This is a genomic window from Clostridia bacterium (genome assembly GCA_016887505.1).
Taxonomy (GTDB): Bacteria; Bacillota; TC1; order TC1; family UBA5767; genus UBA5767.
Genome location: CP069393.1, coordinates 1,762,877 through 1,781,461, shown reverse-complemented (window position 1 = coordinate 1,781,461; position 18,585 = coordinate 1,762,877). Strand labels below are relative to the sequence as shown.

The following is an 18,585-nucleotide window of genomic DNA, read 5'->3' as shown; positions in this document are numbered from 1 at the left end:
GGAAGGAGCACCATGGAGTTAAAGACAATATCCCTACCTAGACTTAACAATCTTTCTCCTACGCTGGAATCTACGGCATTGAAGTTGATGGAGGAAGCGGGGGAACTGGCTCAAGCTATAGGCAAGTTTCGTTGCATGAATGGAGAAAAGGCTTGTTACAGCAAACAAGAAACGGTGGATATGATGTCCAAAGAACTGTTGGATGTAGCGCAGACTGCCGTATCGATGATGTTTGTGCTGGAACAAGAGTTTGATATTAATATCGATAAGGAAGTAGAAGAACATATCGCCAAACTGGTCCGCAAAGGATATATTAAGGCAGAAGCTGAAAAATAGAGAAAAATGATTGACAGGGGCGAATGTCATACATCGTTTTTGTACAATTTGGTGCTAGGCTGGATTGTTATGAAAAACACCTAGAATATTAAAAATACAGGATAAAACGTGTCTGAAAAGTGACGTGGATTGTTTGCGGTGGTAATATACATATAATGGGGTTGAGGGCAGAGATACGATCTGACTTGATTTTGGTGTGGAAAGACCTAGCAAATGAGAACAAAACGATAGTGGACAATGAAGGAGTAGAAATGAAAGTAGCTTGCATATTCGGCACTAGGCCGGAAGCCATCAAAATGGCACCAGTCGTGAAGGCTTTAAAGGACCATCCGTTCTTTGAAACACAGGTCATCGTGACGGCACAGCATCGTGAGATGCTAGACCAGGTACTACAATTATTTGGTATTGTTCCGGATTACGATCTGGATATCATGCAGAAGAACCAGACACTGAATCAAATTACGGCAAGGGCTTTGACTGGTCTAGGAGATATTTTTGCAGTGGACCGACCTGATTTGGTTTTAGTTCATGGTGATACGACGACCACGTTCTGTGGAGCGCTTGCTGCCTTCTATCAACAGATCCCGGTAGGGCATGTGGAAGCGGGACTTAGGACATACAATAAATATTCTCCCTTTCCGGAGGAAGTAAACCGGACCCTGACTGGGGTGATGACAGATTACCATTTTGCTCCGACTGTTATGGCCAAAGAAAATTTACTTAAGGAAAATGTGGCAGAGGAGAAGATTTATGTAACTGGGAATACGGTAATCGATGCACTGCTTTCTGTGGCTGAAAAAAGCCTGGATGTGACAAGTATTGAGGGTCTATCTGCGCTGGACCAGACGAAGAAGACGATTTTAGTGACCAGCCATAGGCGAGAAAACTTGGGCGACCGGATGACAGAAATTTTTAGAGCTATTGCAGATATAGCAAAAAATTATGCAGATTCTGTCCAAGTGGTTTTTCCCATGCACTTAAATCCAAAGGTGCGCGAGCAAGTAAATGCAGAATTGGGAAGTCGTGATAACGTATTTCTGATAGAACCACAAGAATATCTACCGTTCGTATCCCTAATGAAACATGCCTATATTATTCTTACAGATTCAGGGGGAATCCAAGAAGAAGCACCGGCACTGGGTAAACCAGTTGTCGTTTTGAGGGACACCACAGAAAGGCCAGAGGCACTTTTGGCTGGCACTGTACTTTTGGCTGGTACTTCATACCAACAAGTGTATAATGTTACTCAGACATTATTGACCAAACAAGATCAATACGACAAGATGAGCAGTGCTGCCAATCCGTATGGCGATGGAAGTGCAGCTGAAAGGATCGTGAATCTTATCCATGAAAAGAGTAAGGAGAGCTAGTACAGGTGTGGTTTTATCCACCTCATATGCTGGTACCATGCTCGTATCCATGTATCTTGGGTACCGTGTGGGTATTTATGTTGATGGGCGTTTAGGGACTGAACCCATATTTTTGATTCTGGGTCTTTTGTTGAGCATTATTCTTGGCCTCTACACGGTGGTAAAGGAAATATTATATTTTGATAGCTTACGCAGAAAGGATGATTAATATGGGAGCTGCAATTGGGTTTGCCATTGGCATCACGGTATCCGTACCCTTCTTTCTGTTTCAGTGGATGATTGTTTGGCAGAAGCAGGTGAAGAAAGAGGATTCACAAGAATCCGGGAAAAAGTTGGCTTGGATTTTGATTGTCCAAGTGCTCAAGCTTTTCATATATGCTCTAGTTCTAATAGCCATGAGCCGGACAGATACGGCCCATATGCTGGGGGCGGCTACGGGACTTTTCGTGGGCATCTTAGCAAACGGCATCGTCAGCCTCAAGAAAGGACCTCGTCATGGAAAAGAGGATCGCTGAATTAGGGAAAGTAGTTGAAGAGATGACACCACATGTGGTGTTTACGGTAGGGCCGGTAGAGGTTACTTCTACGGTAATATCGGCTTGGGTTGCAATGGCCATTTTATTTCTCTTTATTTTTATCATCACTAGGAATTTAAAACCTGTTCCTGAAACAAAAAGACAACTGCTTGCTGAACTAATACTAGTTTTTCTTTATGGTATGTTGGATGAGTTGGTTGGTAAAAAGGGAAGAAAGTTTGTTTTCCTCAGTGGGACCATGTTTTTGCTAATCTTGTTTATGAATTTATCTTGGTTTATTCCTGAATTGACACCCGCTACGATCGACCTTAGTGCGACGGTGGCATTGGGATTAGTGGCGATTCTTGGCGTACAAGCTATTGGTATCCAACAAAAAGGGTTAAAAAAGTATCTAAAACATTATATATCACCTACACCCGCGATGCTTCCAATGAACATCATTGAGGAATTGGTTAAACCCTTTTCACTGGGTTTACGTTTATTCGGCAATATGTTTGGCGAGGAAATGGTCGTTCTCATATTGTTTATTTTGGTACCATTACTGTTACCTGTGCCTATCCAACTGATGGGCGTTTTGATGGGTAGCATTCAGGCATATGTTTTTTCGCTACTTACTGCACTATATATCGCTGGAATCTTAGGAGACCACTAGAATTACAAGGAGGAAGAAATGGAAAATTTAGGCGCACTCGCCGCTGGTCTTACATTTGCTATAGCAGCATTTGGTTCGGCCACAGCACAAGGAAAAGTTGCAAGTTCAGCAATGGAAGCGATAGCAAGGCAACCGGAATCAGCAGGGGATATTCGTACCACATTGCTTCTGTCATTGGCCTTTATTGAAGCCTTGACACTGTTTGGGCTGGTCGTATCCATCCTGCTCTGGACGTTGCTGTAATAGATTAACCTGTAGATAGGGAAGGTCAGCTATGAGTCAGATATTTGAAGCTTTGCACTTCCATCCCATGACGTTTTTTTTAATGACAATCAATGTGTTGATTGTATTGTTTGTGTTGTACAAACTTTTCTATAAACCTGTGGGAAGGATGCTAGAAGAAAGACAAAGGCATATTAATGAGCAACTAGAACAGGCTGCTCAGGCGAATCTGCACGCTAGACTGAATGAAGTCAGATATAGCGAGGAGTTAAGTAATGCTCGCTACCAAGCCAAGAATTTGGTGAATAAGGCCAATGACGTCGGTGAGGATATGAAACGCCAGATTATTGATGAAGCCAAAGTGAAGGCCAATGTAATCATCGCAAAGGCTGAAGGAGAAATCGCAGCGGAACGCCAAAGAGCGGAGCGTGAGGTTCAAAATGCAGTTACCAAGCTTGCCATAGAGGCCGCCAAAAAGGTACTTCAGAAGGAGATTAATCCTGCAGAGCACCAGGAACTGATTCAAAATCTGCTGAAGGAAGCGGGTAAACTATAATGTCAGCGGGAGCCGTGGCCCGGCGCTATGCCAATGCCCTGTTTCAAATGGGCTTAACCAAAGGTAACCTGGAAGAGATTATGAAGGACTTGGATGTAGTGGTCCATGTGTTTAAAGATTTTCCTAGGATTCGCAAGGTGTACGAGGATAAGAAGATTTATTCTGTGAATAAAAAGAAATTGTTCAAGAATTTCTTTGACGGAATCATTCATTACACAACGATGACTTTTCTGACTGTGGTGATTGAAAATTACCGTGAGGAATACTTAATTTCTATGGGAGCAGAATTTCAGCGCTTATACCGCAAACATCATAATATTGTAGAGGCTAAGATTATTACTGCTGTACCTTTGACAGAAGAAAATATTGCTTCGTTGGAGAAAAAATTAGAGGAAGTAACAGGACGTGAGGTAGCTCTACGGTCTAAACAGGATCCTTCCCTGATTGGTGGCTCCATCTTGAGTTTTGGGGATAGAGTTATCAATGACTCCATATCCTATAAATTGCAGAAATTAGAGAAGAAGATGAGGGCGGAGAACGACAGATAGATTGGCAAACCGCCTAATGAGGTGAAATAGATGTACTTACGACCGGACGAGATTACCTCCATACTGATGGACAAAATATCTGATTTCGATTTCAAAATCGAAACCGCTGAAGTAGGCCATGTGGTTCAAGTCGGTGATGGTATCGCCATCATTTATGGATTGGATAAAGCCATGGCCGGGGAAGTAATAGAATTTCCCGATGGCACAATGGGTATGGTCCAGAATTTGGAAGAAGACAATGTGGGCGCCATAATCCTAGGCCCTTATACAAACATCAAAGAGGGGGATATTGTAACCAAAACCAATCGGGTGGTAGACGTTCCTGTAGGTGAAGGTTTGCTCGGACGGGTTGTAAATGCAATTGGTGATCCTATTGATGGAAAAGGCGCTCTTGAACATGATGGATATGGCCTAGTCGAAAGACCTGCTCCGGCCATTTTAAGTAGACAGCCAGTAAGCGAGCCCATGCAGACGGGACTAAAAGCGATAGATTCTTTGGTTCCCATCGGCAAAGGGCAGCGTGAGCTGATTATTGGAGACCGCCAAACGGGGAAAACCGCGATTGCAGTAGATACGATTATCAACCAAAAAGATACAGGTGTAATTTCGATTTATGTGGCTATTGGCAAAAAAGCTTCTTCGGTTGTGGGCGTGATCGATGACTTGGCTGCCAAAGGAGCGATGGAGAATACCATAGTAGTATCTGCCTGTGCCAGCGAACCGGCACCGATGCTCTACCTAGCACCGTATGCTGGGTGCGCAATTGCAGAGTATTTTATGGAGCGAGGCAAGGATGTACTGATTATCTATGATGATCTTAGTAAACATGCAGCAGCATATAGAGAATTATCGCTATTACTTAGAAGACCACCAGGCCGTGAAGCGTTTCCTGGGGATGTATTTTATTTGCATTCAAGGCTCTTAGAACGTTCTGCTAGGTTGAGTGACAGTTTAGGGGGAGGCTCAATAACGGCACTGCCCATTGTTGAGACCCAAGCTGGAGACGTATCAGCCTATATCCCAACGAATATTATCTCTATCACAGATGGACAAATATTCTTGGAAGCTGATTTATTCCATTCTGGTGTGAGGCCGGCCATCAACCCTGGGATTTCGGTTTCTCGTGTAGGTGGTGCAGCTCAGCTTGCTGCCATGAAACAGGTGTCTGGAACTCTTCGTTTAGATTTGGCCCAGTACCGAGAACTAGCAGCATTTTCTCAGTTTAGTTCTGATTTGGATAAGGCTACCAAGCAGAAACTAGATCGGGGTAGCCGTATTGTGGAGATTTTGAAGCAACCGATGTACCATACCATGGCCGCTGCGGATCAAGTTGTAAGCTTAAGGGCCTTGGGCATCGGATTTTATGACGATGTAGAATTGGAAGATATTCATGCTGCAGAGCAAAAACTTATTAAGTATTTGCACACTAGTTTGCAAGCTTTGCTCAATAAGATTGCGGATGGTGATAAATTGTTGGCGCATGATTTAAAGCGGTTGGATGAAACCATTTTGAACTTCCAAAGGGTATTGCACACAGCCGAGAAAGGGTAAGATATGAAGAGTATCCGGGATATTCGTTCCCGCATCAAAAGCATTGAGAATACCCAGAAAATCACGCGCGCGATGCGTATGATTTCCGCAGCGAAACTGGCGAAAGCCCAGCAACAAGTGCTTGAGGCCAGGCCATATGCTGATAAGATAAAGCTGATTGCTGCTCATTTATATCAAGATGAGAATCATTATGATCATCCTTTGTTGGAGCACAGAAAAGAAGGCAAAGTGGCCTATGTGTTGTTTTCTTCGGAGCGTGGTTTATGTGGCGGCTATAACATTAACTTGAACAAGGCTATGGACCAGGTGCTATCTGAACGGAGCCAAGAAGAAATTGTGCTTTTTCCCTTGGGTAAGAAGAGCAGAGAGTATTTCAAGGAATATCCTCAGGCTAGGGAATTGGTTGGTTTTCTTTATGAAGAGAAACCCAGCTACCAGGACGCTCGGATCTTGGCAGATGCTTTGGGCCATTTGGTTGTAGATGAAGGTTACAAAGAGGTCAATCTGGTGTATAACCGCTTTGTTTCTGCTGTGACCCAAGACCCCATATTTGACCAGATTCTACCCATTCCGGTCGACTCCAACCTACATAAGGATGTAGAGTATATTTTCGAACCTGAATCTAAACGTGTGGTGCAAAAAATCCTTCCAAAATATATGGAAACAGAAACCTTTCGAGCTATGCTAGAAGCAAGAGCTAGCGAGCATGCGGCTCGTATGGCTGCTATGGAAGGAGCAACCCAGAGTGCGGATGATATAATCCATGACCTTAAGCTCAACCTTAACCGGGCTAGGCAGGAGCAAATTACCAATGAATTGGCAGAACTGGTAGGCGGCGTGGAAGCCCAAAAAAAACAACGATGAACAAAGCTCCATTCCGAATAGTTGTATTACCGTTATTTTTTAGCTCATTGTGTACTTCAGATATCTAACATACTAAGGAGGGTATGTATACTCTTTTGCGAAAGGAAGAAGGTTTTCTTCATCGCGAACGATTCATGACCGATTGGTTGCAGTTGTAATCTTATTTTCTGGACTGATCCTAAATGGATCAAGATTTTGGTATCGATTTTATTTGAGGCAGCGGCAGTAAAGATAATTGGCTAGTCCAATACGGTTGTAGTGATAGATTCTTTTAAGAAAGGGGAAGCAGGGTTAAGGAGTGTAGAGTACTCCTTTCTCACCTCCACCTGGTGTGTCCTGCATGAATATTAGATGAATAAAGGAAAAATTATTGCCATCATTGGACCCGTTGTGGATGTGCAATTTGAAGATAAGATTCCCAATATCTACAATGCCATTACCGTGAAAAGTGAATACCAAGAGGAGGAATATCCAGCTCAGGTATCTGCAACGATGGAAGTCATGGAAGAATTGGGAAACAACATGGTGCGTTGTGTTTCACTGACAGCAACAGAAGGCTTGGTGCGGGGCATGATTGCTGTAGACAGTGGCGCGCCCATCACGGTACCCGTAGGGGAAAAGAATCTAGGACGGATGTTCAATGTACTAGGTGAACCCATTGACGAATTAGGACCATCCCTATCGAAAATTATGTTGCCCATTCATAGACAACCACCAGAATTCAAGAATATCCGACCATCCAAAGAAGTCTTAGAGACGGGCATCAAAGTGATTGATTTGTTGGCACCCTATGCGAAGGGTGGTAAGATTGGTCTTTTTGGTGGTGCCGGTGTTGGTAAAACGGTATTGATCCAGGAACTGATTCATAACGTAGCTGCTGTACACGGTGGGTATTCTGTTTTTGCTGGAGTGGGCGAGCGTAGCAGAGAAGGCAACGACCTCTGGAGAGAGATGAATGATTCTGGTGTTATCGATAAGACGGCACTGGTTTTTGGCCAAATGAATGAACCCCCTGGTGCCCGGATGAGGGTGGGGTTGACCGGATTGACTATGGCTGAGTATTTTAGAGACCATATGTCTCAAGACTTGTTGCTCTTTATCGATAATATCTTTCGCTTTACCCAAGCTGGCTCTGAGGTGTCTGCTTTGCTAGGCCGGATGCCCTCGGCGGTAGGGTATCAACCAACCTTGGCTACCGAGATGGGCGAATTGCAAGAGCGCATCGTTTCCACAGATAAGGGATCGATTACTTCAGTGCAAGCGGTATATGTGCCTGCAGATGATATGACAGACCCTGCGACAGCCACAACCTTTGCCCATTTGGATGCGACGACGGTACTTTCGCGTCAGATTGTTGAACAGGGTATCTATCCTGCGGTAGATCCTCTAGAATCTACCTCAAGGAAACTAGACCCTGGTGTTGTGGGGGAAGAACACTATAAGATTGCTAGAAGAGTTCAAGAAATGTTGCAGCACTATAAGGACCTTCAAGACATCATTGCAATTTTGGGTATGGATGAGTTGAGCGATGATGACAAGGTCTTGGTTAAGCGGGCTAGAAGAATTCAGAAATTCCTCTCCCAACCGTTTCATGTGGCGGAGACCTTTACAGGTATCAAAGGGTGCTACGTGCCCCTAGAAGAAACCGTTAAGGGGTTTGCAGAAATCCTAGAAGGGACCTGGGACCACCTGCCTGAGGATGCATTTTATATGGTAGGGAACATCCAAGAGGCAGAAGCCAAGGCCAAGCTAATGGAGAGTGAGAACCATGGATAAGTTGCTGTTGGAAATCGTATCAGCAGACAAACTATTTCTTAGAAAAGAAGTCGATGCAGTTCGAGCGCCAGGCATTGAGGGGGATTTCGGCATACTAGCGGGACATGCCCCGATGATTGCGTGTATAGATATTGGTGTTCTGCGCTACAGGCTTAATGAAAAGATGACTAAGGTAGCGGTCGGTGGTGGATTTTTGGAGATCTTTGAAAACAAGGTTTCTGTTCTGGTGGATACAGCTGAGTCAAGAGAAGATATTGATGTAGCAAGGGCCAGAAAGGCAAAAGAAAAAGCGGTTGGAAATTTGCGGAAAAACTTGAGTGAAGAAGAACACCTTAAGATGGAGGCAGCACTAAGAAAAGCGCTGGCTCGCATCACGGTGGCTGAGTAACTAACCTAATAGATATAGCTTTGTTCGACTGGGACTTGAGGGTTCCAGTCGTTGTTTTTTTAATAGACCTAAAACTAGTTTGCTGCGATTTTCTAAGGGCAAGATTACAGCGTCTTCAGGGCAAACAACTAGACAGTTGGTGCAGTGGATGCAATGGGATTCTTCTCGGTGTGTTGGAATGCTGGCATCCAATGTCAGGTCTAGTGTGGGACAGGATTTGACGCAACGTCCGCACGCGATGCATTTAGTCTCATCAAAGGTTACCGTGGGATAGCTTGCTAAAACGGATTTTTCATCTTTTAACTCTGGAAAATCATCATAGCTTTGGCTGAGGATAAGGTCTAAACTGCCTTTTTTGCGTTTTTGGACGGTATCGAGCATGCTTTTTACGGAAGTCTTAATCCAGGCATCAAGTTCTGCTCCAGGAAGTCCCTGACTTACAGGCTCAGCTAGTAAACGGGTAGCGCTATGCAGACTATCAACGTCTAGTCCACTAATCACACTATATCCTTTCCTAGATAAAATTCGAGCTGTTTCGGCTAGCCCTACACCACTAGAAACTTTGCCAAAGGTGGAAAAAACAGCAGCATAGTTTTTAATCCCGTTTGTATTGGCGAAGGGGGCCTCATAAATAAGGTCCAAGAGGTGATATTGCATGTGCTTGATGTATATGGGGCCACCGACCAACAATAAATCGCAAGGCTCAAGTTGTTTCCAAAAGGCAGAAGCATCATTCTTATCGAAAACTTCTTTGCTCCGGGCGAGTGGCAACATTTGGCATTTTGAGCCAAGTGTGTGGAATTCTTTTTGGTATGCTTCCGCTACTTTTTTAGCGGAACCACTGGGGCTGAAGTAAACGATGGCAACTTGAATGCCTTGTGCCTTCTTATTATTTTCTTTACTTTTCTTCATCGGGTTCCTTCTTTCACATGAAATGTTTCTTATATAAGTATAGCAGAGGAGGAGGTGTTGGGATAGTTCATTGCCATGGTTGAATTGTTATCCTGATAGAGTATACTAATTTTATGGACATACAAAATGCCCTGTTGAGGGCCAAGAATAGTTTGATTGATGAGAACCTTAGTTTTGTGGCGATAGACAGTGTGGGGAAAATCTACTCTTCGAGCAAGAAAGGGGTAGCCCCAGGACTAGAATTAGTTACAAACAAGGTAGAACTTTGTGGGGGGGTTATTGCCGATAAGGTAGTAGGCAAGGCTGCTGCACTATTGTTTGTACTACTTGGCGTGGAAGCAGTGTATGGCCTGACCGTAAGCGCTCAGGCTAAAACTGTGCTTAGTGATGCTGGTATTTTCCTACAATATGATCATCTAGTGGATGGAATTATTAACCGTGAGAAAAATGGTCCTTGCCCGCTTGAATATGCCGTACGTTCTACAAATGAGCCGAATGAAGCGCTCATGCTAATTCAGACTACCCTAAAAAAATTGCGTGGTGATGCGCATGAATAAGTTGGGTCGGAATATCACTTTTTCTGCGCTACTTTTAGCAATGGGTCTTATTCTGCCGTGGCTTTTCCATGTCTTGGGTAACTGGGGTGCGGTTTTTCTACCCATGCATATCGGCATGGTTTTGGCAGGTTATTTGCTTCCGCCGGGCTGGTGCCTAGCCTTAGGTATTATTACACCCCTTGCATCTTCTGTCTTAACAGGTATGCCGATATTTCCACTGAATTATTTGATGGTGATTGAACTATCGGTACTGGGTGTTAGTTTAGCGCTATTAAGACAGCGCATGGGTTCAAGCAGACTAGGACTTATCTTCGCCATGCTTCTATCTAGAGCGGCCCGAATAGGCGGAACCTGGATTATGGCGCAGCTGTTGGGGTTTACATTTGACTTGATGGGAATTGTTGGTCTTATTTTCGTTATGGGTCTGCCTGGAATCCTGATACAGATTCTATGGCTGCCATCTATGTCTCAAAGAATAGGAATGATTTTACAAGCTAAATAGGAGGAAAAATGAATAAGGTGTATGCTGTAGATAAGGCAGAATTACTGGAATTGGTTCAGGGGATGATTCGCATTCCCAGCTATACCGGGAATGAAGAAAAACTGGTAGACTTTCTTGAAAAGTATATGAAAAAACAGGGCTTTGATGAAGTGAAAATTGATGAAATGGGAAACCTAATGGGAACAATTCATGGTAACCATGCTGGACCCTCACTTCTTTTTGATGGGCATTTAGATACAGTAGAGATCGGCAATCCATCAGACTGGCAACTAGACCCTTTTGCAGGAGAGATTCGAAACGGGCGTCTATATGGACGGGGAACTTCAGACATGAAAGGTGCCCTTGGCGCCATGGTGTATGCGGCTGGCTGCATTGACAGAGAAAAACTGCGGGGTAGCGTTACGGTAAGTGGTACTGTGGATGAGGAAGTAGCCGAGGGCATTTCACTTATGGGTGTATTGGCAACAATTCATCCTGACCTAGTGGTTATTGGGGAATCGACAGGACTTCGCGTCAATACTGGTCAAAGAGGCAGGGCGGAGATTTCACTAAAAACCATGGGCAAACGGGCACACAGCGCTAGTCCTCAAATTGGAATCAACGCAGTTAAGAAAATGATGTTACTCCTAAAGAGTATGGAGGCCTATGTACCCAATCGTCATCCCGTGTTAGGAGAGGCGATACTAGAACTAACAGATATTATCTCTAGCCCCTATCCAGGAGCGTCTGTGGTGCCAGAGCTTTGTGAGGTGACCTTTGACAGAAGACTCTTGCCAGGTGAGACCCAAGAACAGGTACTAGCACAAATAGAAGAACTTCTTTCACACCATAAGGATGAGGTGAAATACGAATTATCCATTAGGCCCAACGACGTTTTGACGTGGACCGGACGAGAATTGGGTGGGGTGCGATTTGCACCTGCCTGGAACTACGACAAGGAAGAGCCTTGGAAGGAGGCGGCCTGCAGTTTGTTATCGAAAGACGGATTACTCGAGGGACTAGGGACCTATGATTTTTGTACCAATGGTAGTGCGAGTGCTGGGGCTAAAAATATTCCTACTCTGGGATATGGTCCTGGAAATGAAGTTCAGGCACATACGGTGGATGAATACATTGATGTGGAAAATCTATATCGTGGTGCTAAAGGATATTTGCTACTGATGCAACATTTGGGGAAGGAGTGGAAACGATAAATGGAGATACTTCTGGTAATCGATATGCTGAATGATTTCATTAAGGAGGATGGCGCTCTCTATTGTGGGCCGGCCTCTCAAAAGATGGTTCCCTTTGTTAGAGATAAGATTGCTCAGTTTAGAACCAAGGGGGCACCGGTGCTTTTTGTGGCAGATAGCCATGAACCGGATGACAAGGAGTTTGACATGTTCCCACCTCATTGTGTTAAAGGTACAAAGGGAGCAAAGGTTTTGGCGGGACTAATGGAAGAGGGTGACCGCCTGATTCATAAAAAACGCTACAGTGCTTTCTATGGCACACAACTAGAGGATATACTGGACAGCTTGAGAAAAGGAAAAGACCTTACGGTTCATGTAGTAGGTGTTTGTACTAATATCTGTGTGCTATATACAGTTGAGGAACTGAGGAATAGGGATATCCGGACGGTGGTATACCGTGAAGGTGTAGCTTCGTTTGATGAGGCGGCACATGAATTTGCTCTTACACAGATGGAATCGGTATTGGGTGCTGAACTAGTGTAAGTTGGTAGGATGAAACAGGCGGGTCTTGGTCCGCCTGTTTTGTTGCTTTCACTTGATATTCCCTCTATATTTGATAGAATTTAGAAATGGGTCAAACATTACTACGTATTTTGGAGGATATCATATGAAAATTTTTGTCGTTGGGGCATACGTCTTGCTCTTGATTACCATCGCCTACTACTCATCTAAGAAAACGAAGGACGTAGATGATTTCTTTTTAGGCGGCAGGACCATAGGGCCATGGCTATCGGCTTTTGCTTATGGCACCTCCTACTTCAGCGCTGTAATTTTCATAGGTTACGCAGGCAAGATTGGCTGGGGTTTTGGTTTGTCCGGACTTTGGGTTGTCTTGGGCAATGCGGTAGTGGGTACAATGCTGGCTTGGACAGTATTGGCTAAACCTACGAGAACCATAACCAACAGGATTGGTGCTTTGACTATGCCGGTTTTTTTGGAGAAACGCTATAATGCACCTAAAATGAAGGTGGTTTCCGCCATTATTATATTTGTATTTATGGTGCCGTATTCGGCATCTGTTTATATGGGCTTGTCCTATCTATTTGAGCAAGTATTCAATATTCCATTTATTTATGCTCTATTGTTTATTGCTGTTCTGACCGCAGTCTATCTAACCTTGGGCGGTTACTTTGCTTTGACCTTGACCGATTTAGTTCAGGGCATCGTGATGATCTTTGGCGTGTTTGTGCTCCTTTTTTATGTGGGCCACTCAACGCAGCTCGGTGGTAGTTTTTCTGTTGGTATAGCCAAACTAAGCGAGATTGATCCTCAACTTACTGCAACCGTGGGACCTCCAGGAATAATTTCCTTGGCCTCACTGGTTATTTTGACATCACTCGGTGTATGGGGATTGCCTCAGATGACCCAAAAGTTTTATTCCATTCGGGATGAAAAAGCAGTCTTGCCGGCTACGGTTGTGTCCACCATTTTTGCTGGTGTAATTGCTTTTGGAGCCTATTTTACAGGTGCTTTTGGAAGACTATTTTTAGATAACACCCTGCCGATTATTGATGGGGCAGTAAACTTTGATATGGTGATGCCCAAAATGTTGGTGGCGGCCATGCCCGAGTGGGGCGTAGTGTTACTACTTCTCTTGGTGCTTGCTGCTTCCATGTCGACACTAGCGGCCCTCGTGTTGGTAGCTAGTTCTGCTATTGCAATTGATCTAGTGGAGCAAACCTTTTTCAAGGAGATTGAAAAAAGAAAAGTGGTCTTATTGATGCGGGTGCTCTGTGTCGTGTTCATTGCATGCTCGGTACTCATTGCACTTTACCCGACAGCCATCGTTAATCTTATGAGTATTTCTTGGGGGGCCATGGCGGGGTCGTTTTTAGCCCCGTATATATATGGACTCTTCAATCGTAGGACTACCCGAGCGGGTGCTTGGGCAGGTCTTTTGACGGGACTTGGCATTATGTGCATAGGTGCACTGTTGGTTGGTACCAAGTCACCGCTTATTCCTACCATTGGCGCAGCGGCTATAGTATTACCTTTGTTGGTCGTACCGGTGGTAAGCTATTTCAGCTGGCCGTTGCCAACAGAATATTTGGATAAAATTTATAAAGATGAAGAGGAAAAAGGATATGATTTGGAACAAGAAATATGAAACCATGGATAGGGAAGAACTGGAAGCACTGCAATTAGCCCGTCTTAAAAGTACGGTGCAGCATGTTTACGATCATGTGCCATTTTATAAAAATAAACTGGATGAGATTGGCTTTTTGCCGGGCGATGTGAAATCCTTGGCTGATGTGCGTAATCTTCCCATGACCTATAAAGCGGATTTACGAGATAACTATCCGTTTGGTTTATTCGCAGTACCGAAAAAAGAGTTGGTGCGTGTTCATGCATCCTCTGGTACTACGGGCAAACCTACCGTGGTAGGCTATACAGCTCAAGACCTAGAAACCTGGAGTGAATTGACAGCTCGAGTCCTAAGTGCAGGAGGCGTAACAGCAGAATCTACGGTTCAGGTAGCCTTTGGGTATGGTCTTTTCACTGGAGCCTTCGGTATGCATTATGGATTAGAGAAAATAGGGGCAACGGTAGTACCAACCTCATCGGGAAATACTGAAAAACAGATTATGCTGATGCATGATTTTGAAGCGACTGGTCTTATCTGTACTCCCTCCTATGCACTCTATATGTTGGAAGTTGCAGAAAAGATGGGAATCGACCCAAGAGAAGACTTGAAGCTTAAATGGGGCTTATTCGGTTCAGAAGGTTGGACTGATGCGATGCGTGTCGAAATTGAAAAACGTTGGAATGTCGAAGCCACAGACAACTACGGAATGAGTGAACTAATCGGTCCAGGAGTTTCTGGCGAATGCATGCAGAAAAATGGTATGCATATCAATGAAGACCATTTTATTGCGGAGGTAATCGATCCGGACACCGGAGAAGTGCTGCCAGATGGTGAAGTGGGAGAGCTGGTATTTACGGCTATTACCAAGCAGGCTTTGCCCTTGCTTAGATATCGTACGATGGATTTAGCGACGATTACCAAAGAGCCATGTGCTTGTGGTAGAACGACTGCCCGCATGAGCAAGGTTCGAGGACGCACGGATGATATGCTCATTATTCGTGGTGTCAATGTGTTTCCTAGTCAGATTGAGAGTGTTATCGTATCTACTAAAGGTGTGGCGCCTCAGTATCAACTGGTCGTGACAACCCAAGGATATATGGATGCCTTGGAAGTGCAGGTAGAAATGGTCGAACATGCTTTTAGCGATGATTATAAGGTGCTGGAGGATATCGAATGCGACCTAGCACACAGATTAAAGACTATATTGGGTATTAAGGCCAAGGTGAAATTGCTAGAACCCAGATCATTGGAACGCTTTGTAGGAAAAGCAAAGAGAATTGTAGATAAGAGAGATAGAAAATAAGGAGAAGAAATATGAAAACATTGATGACAGGTAACGAGGCCATCGCAAGAGGAGCCTATGAAGCTGGCGTTCGGGTAGGTGTGGCCTATCCGGGAACACCCAGCACGGAAATTCTTGAAAATGTAGCCAAGTATGATGAAATTCGCTCTCAATGGTCACCCAATGAGAAGGTTGCGATGGAAGTCGGAATCGGGGCTTCAATAGCAGGTGCTAGAACGCTAGTAGCGATGAAGCATGTGGGTGTCAATGTAGCAGCCGATCCCTTGATGACCTTTACGTATATGGGGGTGAATGGTGGATTAGTCTTGGTTACAGCCGATGACCCTGGAATGCACAGCTCCCAAAATGAGCAAGATAACCGCATATTTGCTCGTTTTGCTCAAATTCCTCTAATCGAACCGTCGGATAGCCAAGAAGTGATTGACTTTATTAAGGAAGCGTATGAGATTTCTGAGAAATTCGACACACCGGTTTTGTTCCGTGAAACTACTCGAATTGCACATTCACAATCCTTGGTAGAACAGAAGGAAAGACTGGATATTCCCTTAAAGGACTACGTTAAGGATGCTAAAAAGAATGTCATGTTGCCGGCACACGGTAAGCTGCGACATGTTGTAGTAGAAGCCAGAAGAGAGAAACTGGCTGAGTATGCAGAAACAACCAGCATGAACCGGATTGAATGGGGCGACAAAAAAGTAGGTATCATCGCTTCGGGTGCTGTTTACCAGTATGTTAAGGAAGTTATGCCCGAGGCTAGCGTACTTAAGTTGGGCTTTAGTTATCCACTACCTAAGAAGATGATTAGTAGTTTTGTAAATCAGGTTGAAACATGCTATGTGATTGAAGAATTAGAACCCGTGGTGGAAGATCAGCTGAAGGCTTGGGGACTTTCCGTTATTGGCAAAGATCTATTTCCACGTGTTGGCGAGTTCAGTCCGGAACTGATTGCTGAAAAGTTGAATATACCCAGAGAAAAAGCGGCCCTAGCTGGTCGTGAAGGTATCCCGGTAAGGCCTCCGGTACTTTGCCCGGGTTGTCCTCATCGTGGTATTTATTTCATAATCAACAAACTGAAACTCAGAGTAACTGGGGATATAGGCTGTTATACCTTAGGTGCAGCTCCCCCACTTTCCGCGATGGATACTTGCGTTTGCATGGGCGGGTCAATTCCAGTGTCTCATGGTATGGAACTCGCACGAGGCCGGGACTTTGTTAAAGATACCGTAGCCGTAATTGGTGATTCTACCTTTATGCATTCTGGTATGACGGGACTGGCTGATGTAGTGTATAACGGTGGTACTTCCACCATCTTAATTTTGGATAATTCCACAACAGCCATGACAGGGCACCAAGATAATCCGACTACAGGAAAGACCTTGAGCCAGGGTGATGGTAGTCAAATTGACGTAGTGAAAGTTGCTGAGGCTATGGGCATTAAACGGGTTCGTGTGGTTGATCCCTATGATTTGAAAGCAACAGAACAGGCACTTAAAGAAGAAACTTCGGCTGCAGAAACTTCTGTAATCGTCTTTAGACGGCCTTGTGTTCTGCTAAAAGGTTGTGCACCATCTGGCAACGTAGTGAATGTTGACCAGGACGTATGCAGAGCGTGTGGCCTGTGTGCTAAGCTGGGTTGCCCAGCCATTGTTTTCAAAGGAGATAAGCCAACCATCGACATTTCGCTTTGCAACGGATGCGGTGTGTGTGTTGACGTATGTCCATTTGGTGCCATCAGTGAGGTGAATGACAATGAGTAATAAAACGGTAAATATTTTGATTGTTGGTGTAGGTGGACAGGGTACCATTTTGGCGTCGAGAATCTTGGCTTTTGTGGCTCAAAGAATTGCTGCGGATGTAAAGGTTTCTGAAATTCATGGAATGAGTCAAAGAGGCGGTTCCGTAGTAACTCAAGTGCGTTATGGTGATAAAGTTTATGCACCCGTAATTGCTGAGGGCACCGCGGACATCATCATTGGCTTTGAAAAACTAGAGGCGCTCAGATGGGCTAAGTTTTTGAAAAAAGGTGGCAAAATGGTGGTCAATGATCAAGAAATTGACCCGATGCCAGTTATTATGGGGGCAGTCGATTATCCCCAGGATATCGAAGCTGCTTTTGTTGGTGAGGAACTCATCGAGGTTCCTGCTATAGATATGGCCCGGGAAGAAGGCAACCAGAAAGCCACCAATGTAGTGCTACTGGGTGCTCTCGCCAAGAATCTTGGTCACGATATGGCTATATGGGAAGAAGCGCTTGAGAGCACAGTGCCTCAGAAGTTTCTAGATTTGAATCTTAGGGCCTTCCGCAGGGGCTATGGCTACCAGGGATAATGGATATACTGTTTATTGTAAATCCAAATGCAGGGGGAAAACGAGCTGCTAAGGTATGGAGCAAATTGAGTGAACGGGCTATGGAACTGTTTCCTGGAGCGGAAGTTGTCTTTACCAAAGGCAAGGACCATGCGGAGGTCATCGCTACGAAAAATCCCCACAAGTGCTTGATTGTGGTGGGTGGAGACGGTACTTTTCACGAAGCGTTGCAAGGAAGTGTGTCTGGAGACTGTAAGATGGGCATTTTGCCTGCAGGTTCCGGTAATGATTTAGCACGTTCTCTAGGTCTCCCAGAGGACCCTGCAAAAGCCTTGGAAGTACTTGGCAAAAAACAATTAAAAACTATTGATCTAGGCAAAATTGGCCACGAATATTTTGTCAATGGCGCAGGAATAGGGTATGATGCAAAGGTAACGGATGATGTGAATCATCGCAGCGGCCTTATTCAGGGCAAGTTGGCCTACCTGATTGCCGTCTTTAAAAATCTTTTTTTCTACCCGGGACTAACGGTGGACATTCAGTACGATGAAAAAACGGAAAGAAAGAATATCCTTTGTTTGACGGCAGGTAATGGTCCATTTTTAGGTGGTGGCATTCCGGTGGTACCGGAAGCGGACAATGCAGATGGATTACTAAGTTTTTCCATCATTGAAAACATCGGATTTTTGAAAAGGCTTCAGTATTTGCGCAAGGTTTTGGCCGGCAAACATGGTGATGAAGAGTTTGTTACCATGTTAGACAGAACAACCTTGAGTGTTTCAAGTAAAGATGATATGCTTTATCATCAGGATGGTGAAGTGTTTAGAGGCAAATCTGTGGTGTTTGAGATTTGTCCTAAGAAACTACATATTCTGGCATAGGAGAAA

The 18,585-nt window shown here is 44.5% G+C and carries 22 protein-coding genes; 21 read left to right on the top strand and 1 reads right to left on the bottom strand.

Annotated features, from left to right (window positions below; translation table 11 throughout):
• Positions 1-12 precede the first annotated feature (12 nt).
• The 12 genes from JR334_08455 (at position 13) to JR334_08400 (ending at position 8,799) form a co-directional block, all read left to right on the top strand.
• Positions 13-336, top strand: coding sequence for a MazG-like family protein (locus tag JR334_08455; protein QRN84999.1), 324 nt, complete (start codon positions 13-15; stop codon positions 334-336).
• A 251-nt stretch (positions 337-587) separates the two neighbouring features.
• Entirely contained in the window at positions 588-1,706 is a 1,119-nt protein-coding gene (gene wecB / locus JR334_08450) for a UDP-N-acetylglucosamine 2-epimerase (non-hydrolyzing) (protein ID QRN84998.1), read from the top strand.
• On the top strand, positions 1,684-1,914 hold the full coding sequence (locus tag JR334_08445; protein QRN84997.1) for an AtpZ/AtpI family protein: 231 nt from the start codon (positions 1,684-1,686) through the stop codon (positions 1,912-1,914). The genes wecB and JR334_08445 overlap by 23 nt, the downstream gene beginning before the upstream one ends.
• A 1-nt stretch (position 1,915) precedes the next feature.
• On the top strand, positions 1,916-2,221 hold the full coding sequence (locus tag JR334_08440; protein QRN84996.1) for a hypothetical protein: 306 nt from the start codon (positions 1,916-1,918) through the stop codon (positions 2,219-2,221).
• On the top strand, positions 2,202-2,894 hold the full coding sequence (atpB, locus tag JR334_08435) for a F0F1 ATP synthase subunit A (GenBank protein QRN84995.1): 693 nt from the start codon (positions 2,202-2,204) through the stop codon (positions 2,892-2,894). The genes JR334_08440 and atpB overlap by 20 nt, the downstream gene beginning before the upstream one ends.
• Positions 2,895-2,912: 18 nt before the next feature.
• Positions 2,913-3,137 (top strand): ATP synthase F0 subunit C, encoded by a 225-nt coding sequence (gene atpE / locus JR334_08430; GenBank protein QRN84994.1) that lies wholly within the window; start codon positions 2,913-2,915, stop codon positions 3,135-3,137.
• A 31-nt stretch (positions 3,138-3,168) separates the two neighbouring features.
• Entirely contained in the window at positions 3,169-3,672 is a 504-nt protein-coding gene (gene atpF / locus JR334_08425) for a F0F1 ATP synthase subunit B (GenBank protein ID QRN84993.1), read from the top strand.
• Positions 3,672-4,220, top strand: coding sequence for an ATP synthase F1 subunit delta (gene atpH, locus JR334_08420; GenBank protein ID QRN84992.1), 549 nt, complete (start codon positions 3,672-3,674; stop codon positions 4,218-4,220). The genes atpF and atpH overlap by 1 nt, the downstream gene beginning before the upstream one ends.
• Positions 4,221-4,250: 30 nt before the next feature.
• On the top strand, positions 4,251-5,771 hold the full coding sequence (locus JR334_08415; GenBank protein QRN84991.1) for a F0F1 ATP synthase subunit alpha: 1,521 nt from the start codon (positions 4,251-4,253) through the stop codon (positions 5,769-5,771).
• A 3-nt stretch (positions 5,772-5,774) separates the two neighbouring features.
• Positions 5,775-6,635 (top strand): ATP synthase F1 subunit gamma, encoded by an 861-nt coding sequence (gene atpG, locus JR334_08410; protein ID QRN84990.1) that lies wholly within the window; start codon positions 5,775-5,777, stop codon positions 6,633-6,635.
• Between the two features lie 351 nt (positions 6,636-6,986).
• Positions 6,987-8,411, top strand: a complete 1,425-nt coding sequence (gene atpD, locus JR334_08405; GenBank protein QRN84989.1) for a F0F1 ATP synthase subunit beta — start codon at positions 6,987-6,989, stop codon at positions 8,409-8,411.
• Positions 8,404-8,799, top strand: a complete 396-nt coding sequence (locus JR334_08400; GenBank protein QRN84988.1) for a F0F1 ATP synthase subunit epsilon — start codon at positions 8,404-8,406, stop codon at positions 8,797-8,799. Before atpD ends, JR334_08400 begins: the two co-directional genes overlap by 8 nt.
• Here the strand turns inward: JR334_08400 and JR334_08395 are convergent, their stop codons facing one another.
• Entirely contained in the window at positions 8,800-9,711 is a 912-nt protein-coding gene (locus JR334_08395; GenBank protein QRN84987.1) for a 4Fe-4S binding protein, read from the bottom strand.
• A 113-nt stretch (positions 9,712-9,824) separates the two neighbouring features.
• Between JR334_08395 and JR334_08390 the strand changes: the two genes are divergently transcribed.
• From JR334_08390 to JR334_08350, 9 genes are all read left to right on the top strand, one after another.
• A complete protein-coding gene (locus JR334_08390; GenBank protein ID QRN84986.1) occupies positions 9,825-10,268 on the top strand; it encodes a DUF1893 domain-containing protein in 444 nt (147 codons plus the stop codon).
• Positions 10,261-10,770 (top strand): ECF transporter S component, encoded by a 510-nt coding sequence (locus JR334_08385; GenBank protein ID QRN84985.1) that lies wholly within the window; start codon positions 10,261-10,263, stop codon positions 10,768-10,770. The genes JR334_08390 and JR334_08385 overlap by 8 nt, the downstream gene beginning before the upstream one ends.
• Positions 10,771-10,778: 8 nt before the next feature.
• Positions 10,779-11,963 carry a YgeY family selenium metabolism-linked hydrolase gene (locus JR334_08380; protein ID QRN84984.1) on the top strand — a complete coding sequence of 395 codons (1,185 nt, stop codon included), beginning with the start codon at positions 10,779-10,781 and terminating at the stop codon, positions 11,961-11,963.
• Complete coding sequence (locus JR334_08375; protein ID QRN84983.1) at positions 11,964-12,485, top strand: cysteine hydrolase; 522 nt, start codon at positions 11,964-11,966, stop codon at positions 12,483-12,485.
• Positions 12,486-12,609: 124 nt separating this feature from the next.
• The gene (locus JR334_08370; GenBank protein QRN84982.1) at positions 12,610-14,109 is read left to right on the top strand and encodes a sodium:solute symporter; all 1,500 of its coding nucleotides are present in this window, start codon (positions 12,610-12,612) and stop codon (positions 14,107-14,109) included.
• Positions 14,087-15,391 carry a phenylacetate--CoA ligase gene (locus JR334_08365; protein ID QRN84981.1) on the top strand — a complete coding sequence of 435 codons (1,305 nt, stop codon included), beginning with the start codon at positions 14,087-14,089 and terminating at the stop codon, positions 15,389-15,391. The genes JR334_08370 and JR334_08365 overlap by 23 nt, the downstream gene beginning before the upstream one ends.
• Before the next feature lie 11 nt (positions 15,392-15,402).
• The gene (gene iorA, locus JR334_08360) at positions 15,403-17,148 is read left to right on the top strand and encodes an indolepyruvate ferredoxin oxidoreductase subunit alpha (protein QRN84980.1); all 1,746 of its coding nucleotides are present in this window, start codon (positions 15,403-15,405) and stop codon (positions 17,146-17,148) included.
• A complete protein-coding gene (locus tag JR334_08355; protein ID QRN84979.1) occupies positions 17,141-17,719 on the top strand; it encodes an indolepyruvate oxidoreductase subunit beta in 579 nt (192 codons plus the stop codon). Before iorA ends, JR334_08355 begins: the two co-directional genes overlap by 8 nt.
• Complete coding sequence (locus JR334_08350) at positions 17,719-18,579, top strand: diacylglycerol kinase family lipid kinase (GenBank protein QRN84978.1); 861 nt, start codon at positions 17,719-17,721, stop codon at positions 18,577-18,579. The genes JR334_08355 and JR334_08350 overlap by 1 nt, the downstream gene beginning before the upstream one ends.
• Positions 18,580-18,585 lie beyond the last annotated feature (6 nt).

Coding starts and splice junctions, on each gene's coding strand:
- JR334_08455 (QRN84999.1), top strand. CDS start 13: ATGGAGTTAAAGACAATATCCCTACCTAGACTTAACAATCTTTCTCCT.
- wecB (QRN84998.1), top strand. CDS start 588: ATGAAAGTAGCTTGCATATTCGGCACTAGGCCGGAAGCCATCAAAATG.
- JR334_08445 (QRN84997.1), top strand. CDS start 1,684: ATGAAAAGAGTAAGGAGAGCTAGTACAGGTGTGGTTTTATCCACCTCA.
- JR334_08440 (QRN84996.1), top strand. CDS start 1,916: ATGGGAGCTGCAATTGGGTTTGCCATTGGCATCACGGTATCCGTACCC.
- atpB (QRN84995.1), top strand. CDS start 2,202: ATGGAAAAGAGGATCGCTGAATTAGGGAAAGTAGTTGAAGAGATGACA.
- atpE (QRN84994.1), top strand. CDS start 2,913: ATGGAAAATTTAGGCGCACTCGCCGCTGGTCTTACATTTGCTATAGCA.
- atpF (QRN84993.1), top strand. CDS start 3,169: ATGAGTCAGATATTTGAAGCTTTGCACTTCCATCCCATGACGTTTTTT.
- atpH (QRN84992.1), top strand. CDS start 3,672: ATGTCAGCGGGAGCCGTGGCCCGGCGCTATGCCAATGCCCTGTTTCAA.
- JR334_08415 (QRN84991.1), top strand. CDS start 4,251: ATGTACTTACGACCGGACGAGATTACCTCCATACTGATGGACAAAATA.
- atpG (QRN84990.1), top strand. CDS start 5,775: ATGAAGAGTATCCGGGATATTCGTTCCCGCATCAAAAGCATTGAGAAT.
- atpD (QRN84989.1), top strand. CDS start 6,987: ATGAATAAAGGAAAAATTATTGCCATCATTGGACCCGTTGTGGATGTG.
- JR334_08400 (QRN84988.1), top strand. CDS start 8,404: ATGGATAAGTTGCTGTTGGAAATCGTATCAGCAGACAAACTATTTCTT.
- JR334_08395 (QRN84987.1), bottom strand. CDS start 9,711: ATGAAGAAAAGTAAAGAAAATAATAAGAAGGCACAAGGCATTCAAGTT.
- JR334_08390 (QRN84986.1), top strand. CDS start 9,825: ATGGACATACAAAATGCCCTGTTGAGGGCCAAGAATAGTTTGATTGAT.
- JR334_08385 (QRN84985.1), top strand. CDS start 10,261: ATGAATAAGTTGGGTCGGAATATCACTTTTTCTGCGCTACTTTTAGCA.
- JR334_08380 (QRN84984.1), top strand. CDS start 10,779: ATGAATAAGGTGTATGCTGTAGATAAGGCAGAATTACTGGAATTGGTT.
- JR334_08375 (QRN84983.1), top strand. CDS start 11,964: ATGGAGATACTTCTGGTAATCGATATGCTGAATGATTTCATTAAGGAG.
- JR334_08370 (QRN84982.1), top strand. CDS start 12,610: ATGAAAATTTTTGTCGTTGGGGCATACGTCTTGCTCTTGATTACCATC.
- JR334_08365 (QRN84981.1), top strand. CDS start 14,087: ATGATTTGGAACAAGAAATATGAAACCATGGATAGGGAAGAACTGGAA.
- iorA (QRN84980.1), top strand. CDS start 15,403: ATGAAAACATTGATGACAGGTAACGAGGCCATCGCAAGAGGAGCCTAT.
- JR334_08355 (QRN84979.1), top strand. CDS start 17,141: ATGAGTAATAAAACGGTAAATATTTTGATTGTTGGTGTAGGTGGACAG.
- JR334_08350 (QRN84978.1), top strand. CDS start 17,719: ATGGATATACTGTTTATTGTAAATCCAAATGCAGGGGGAAAACGAGCT.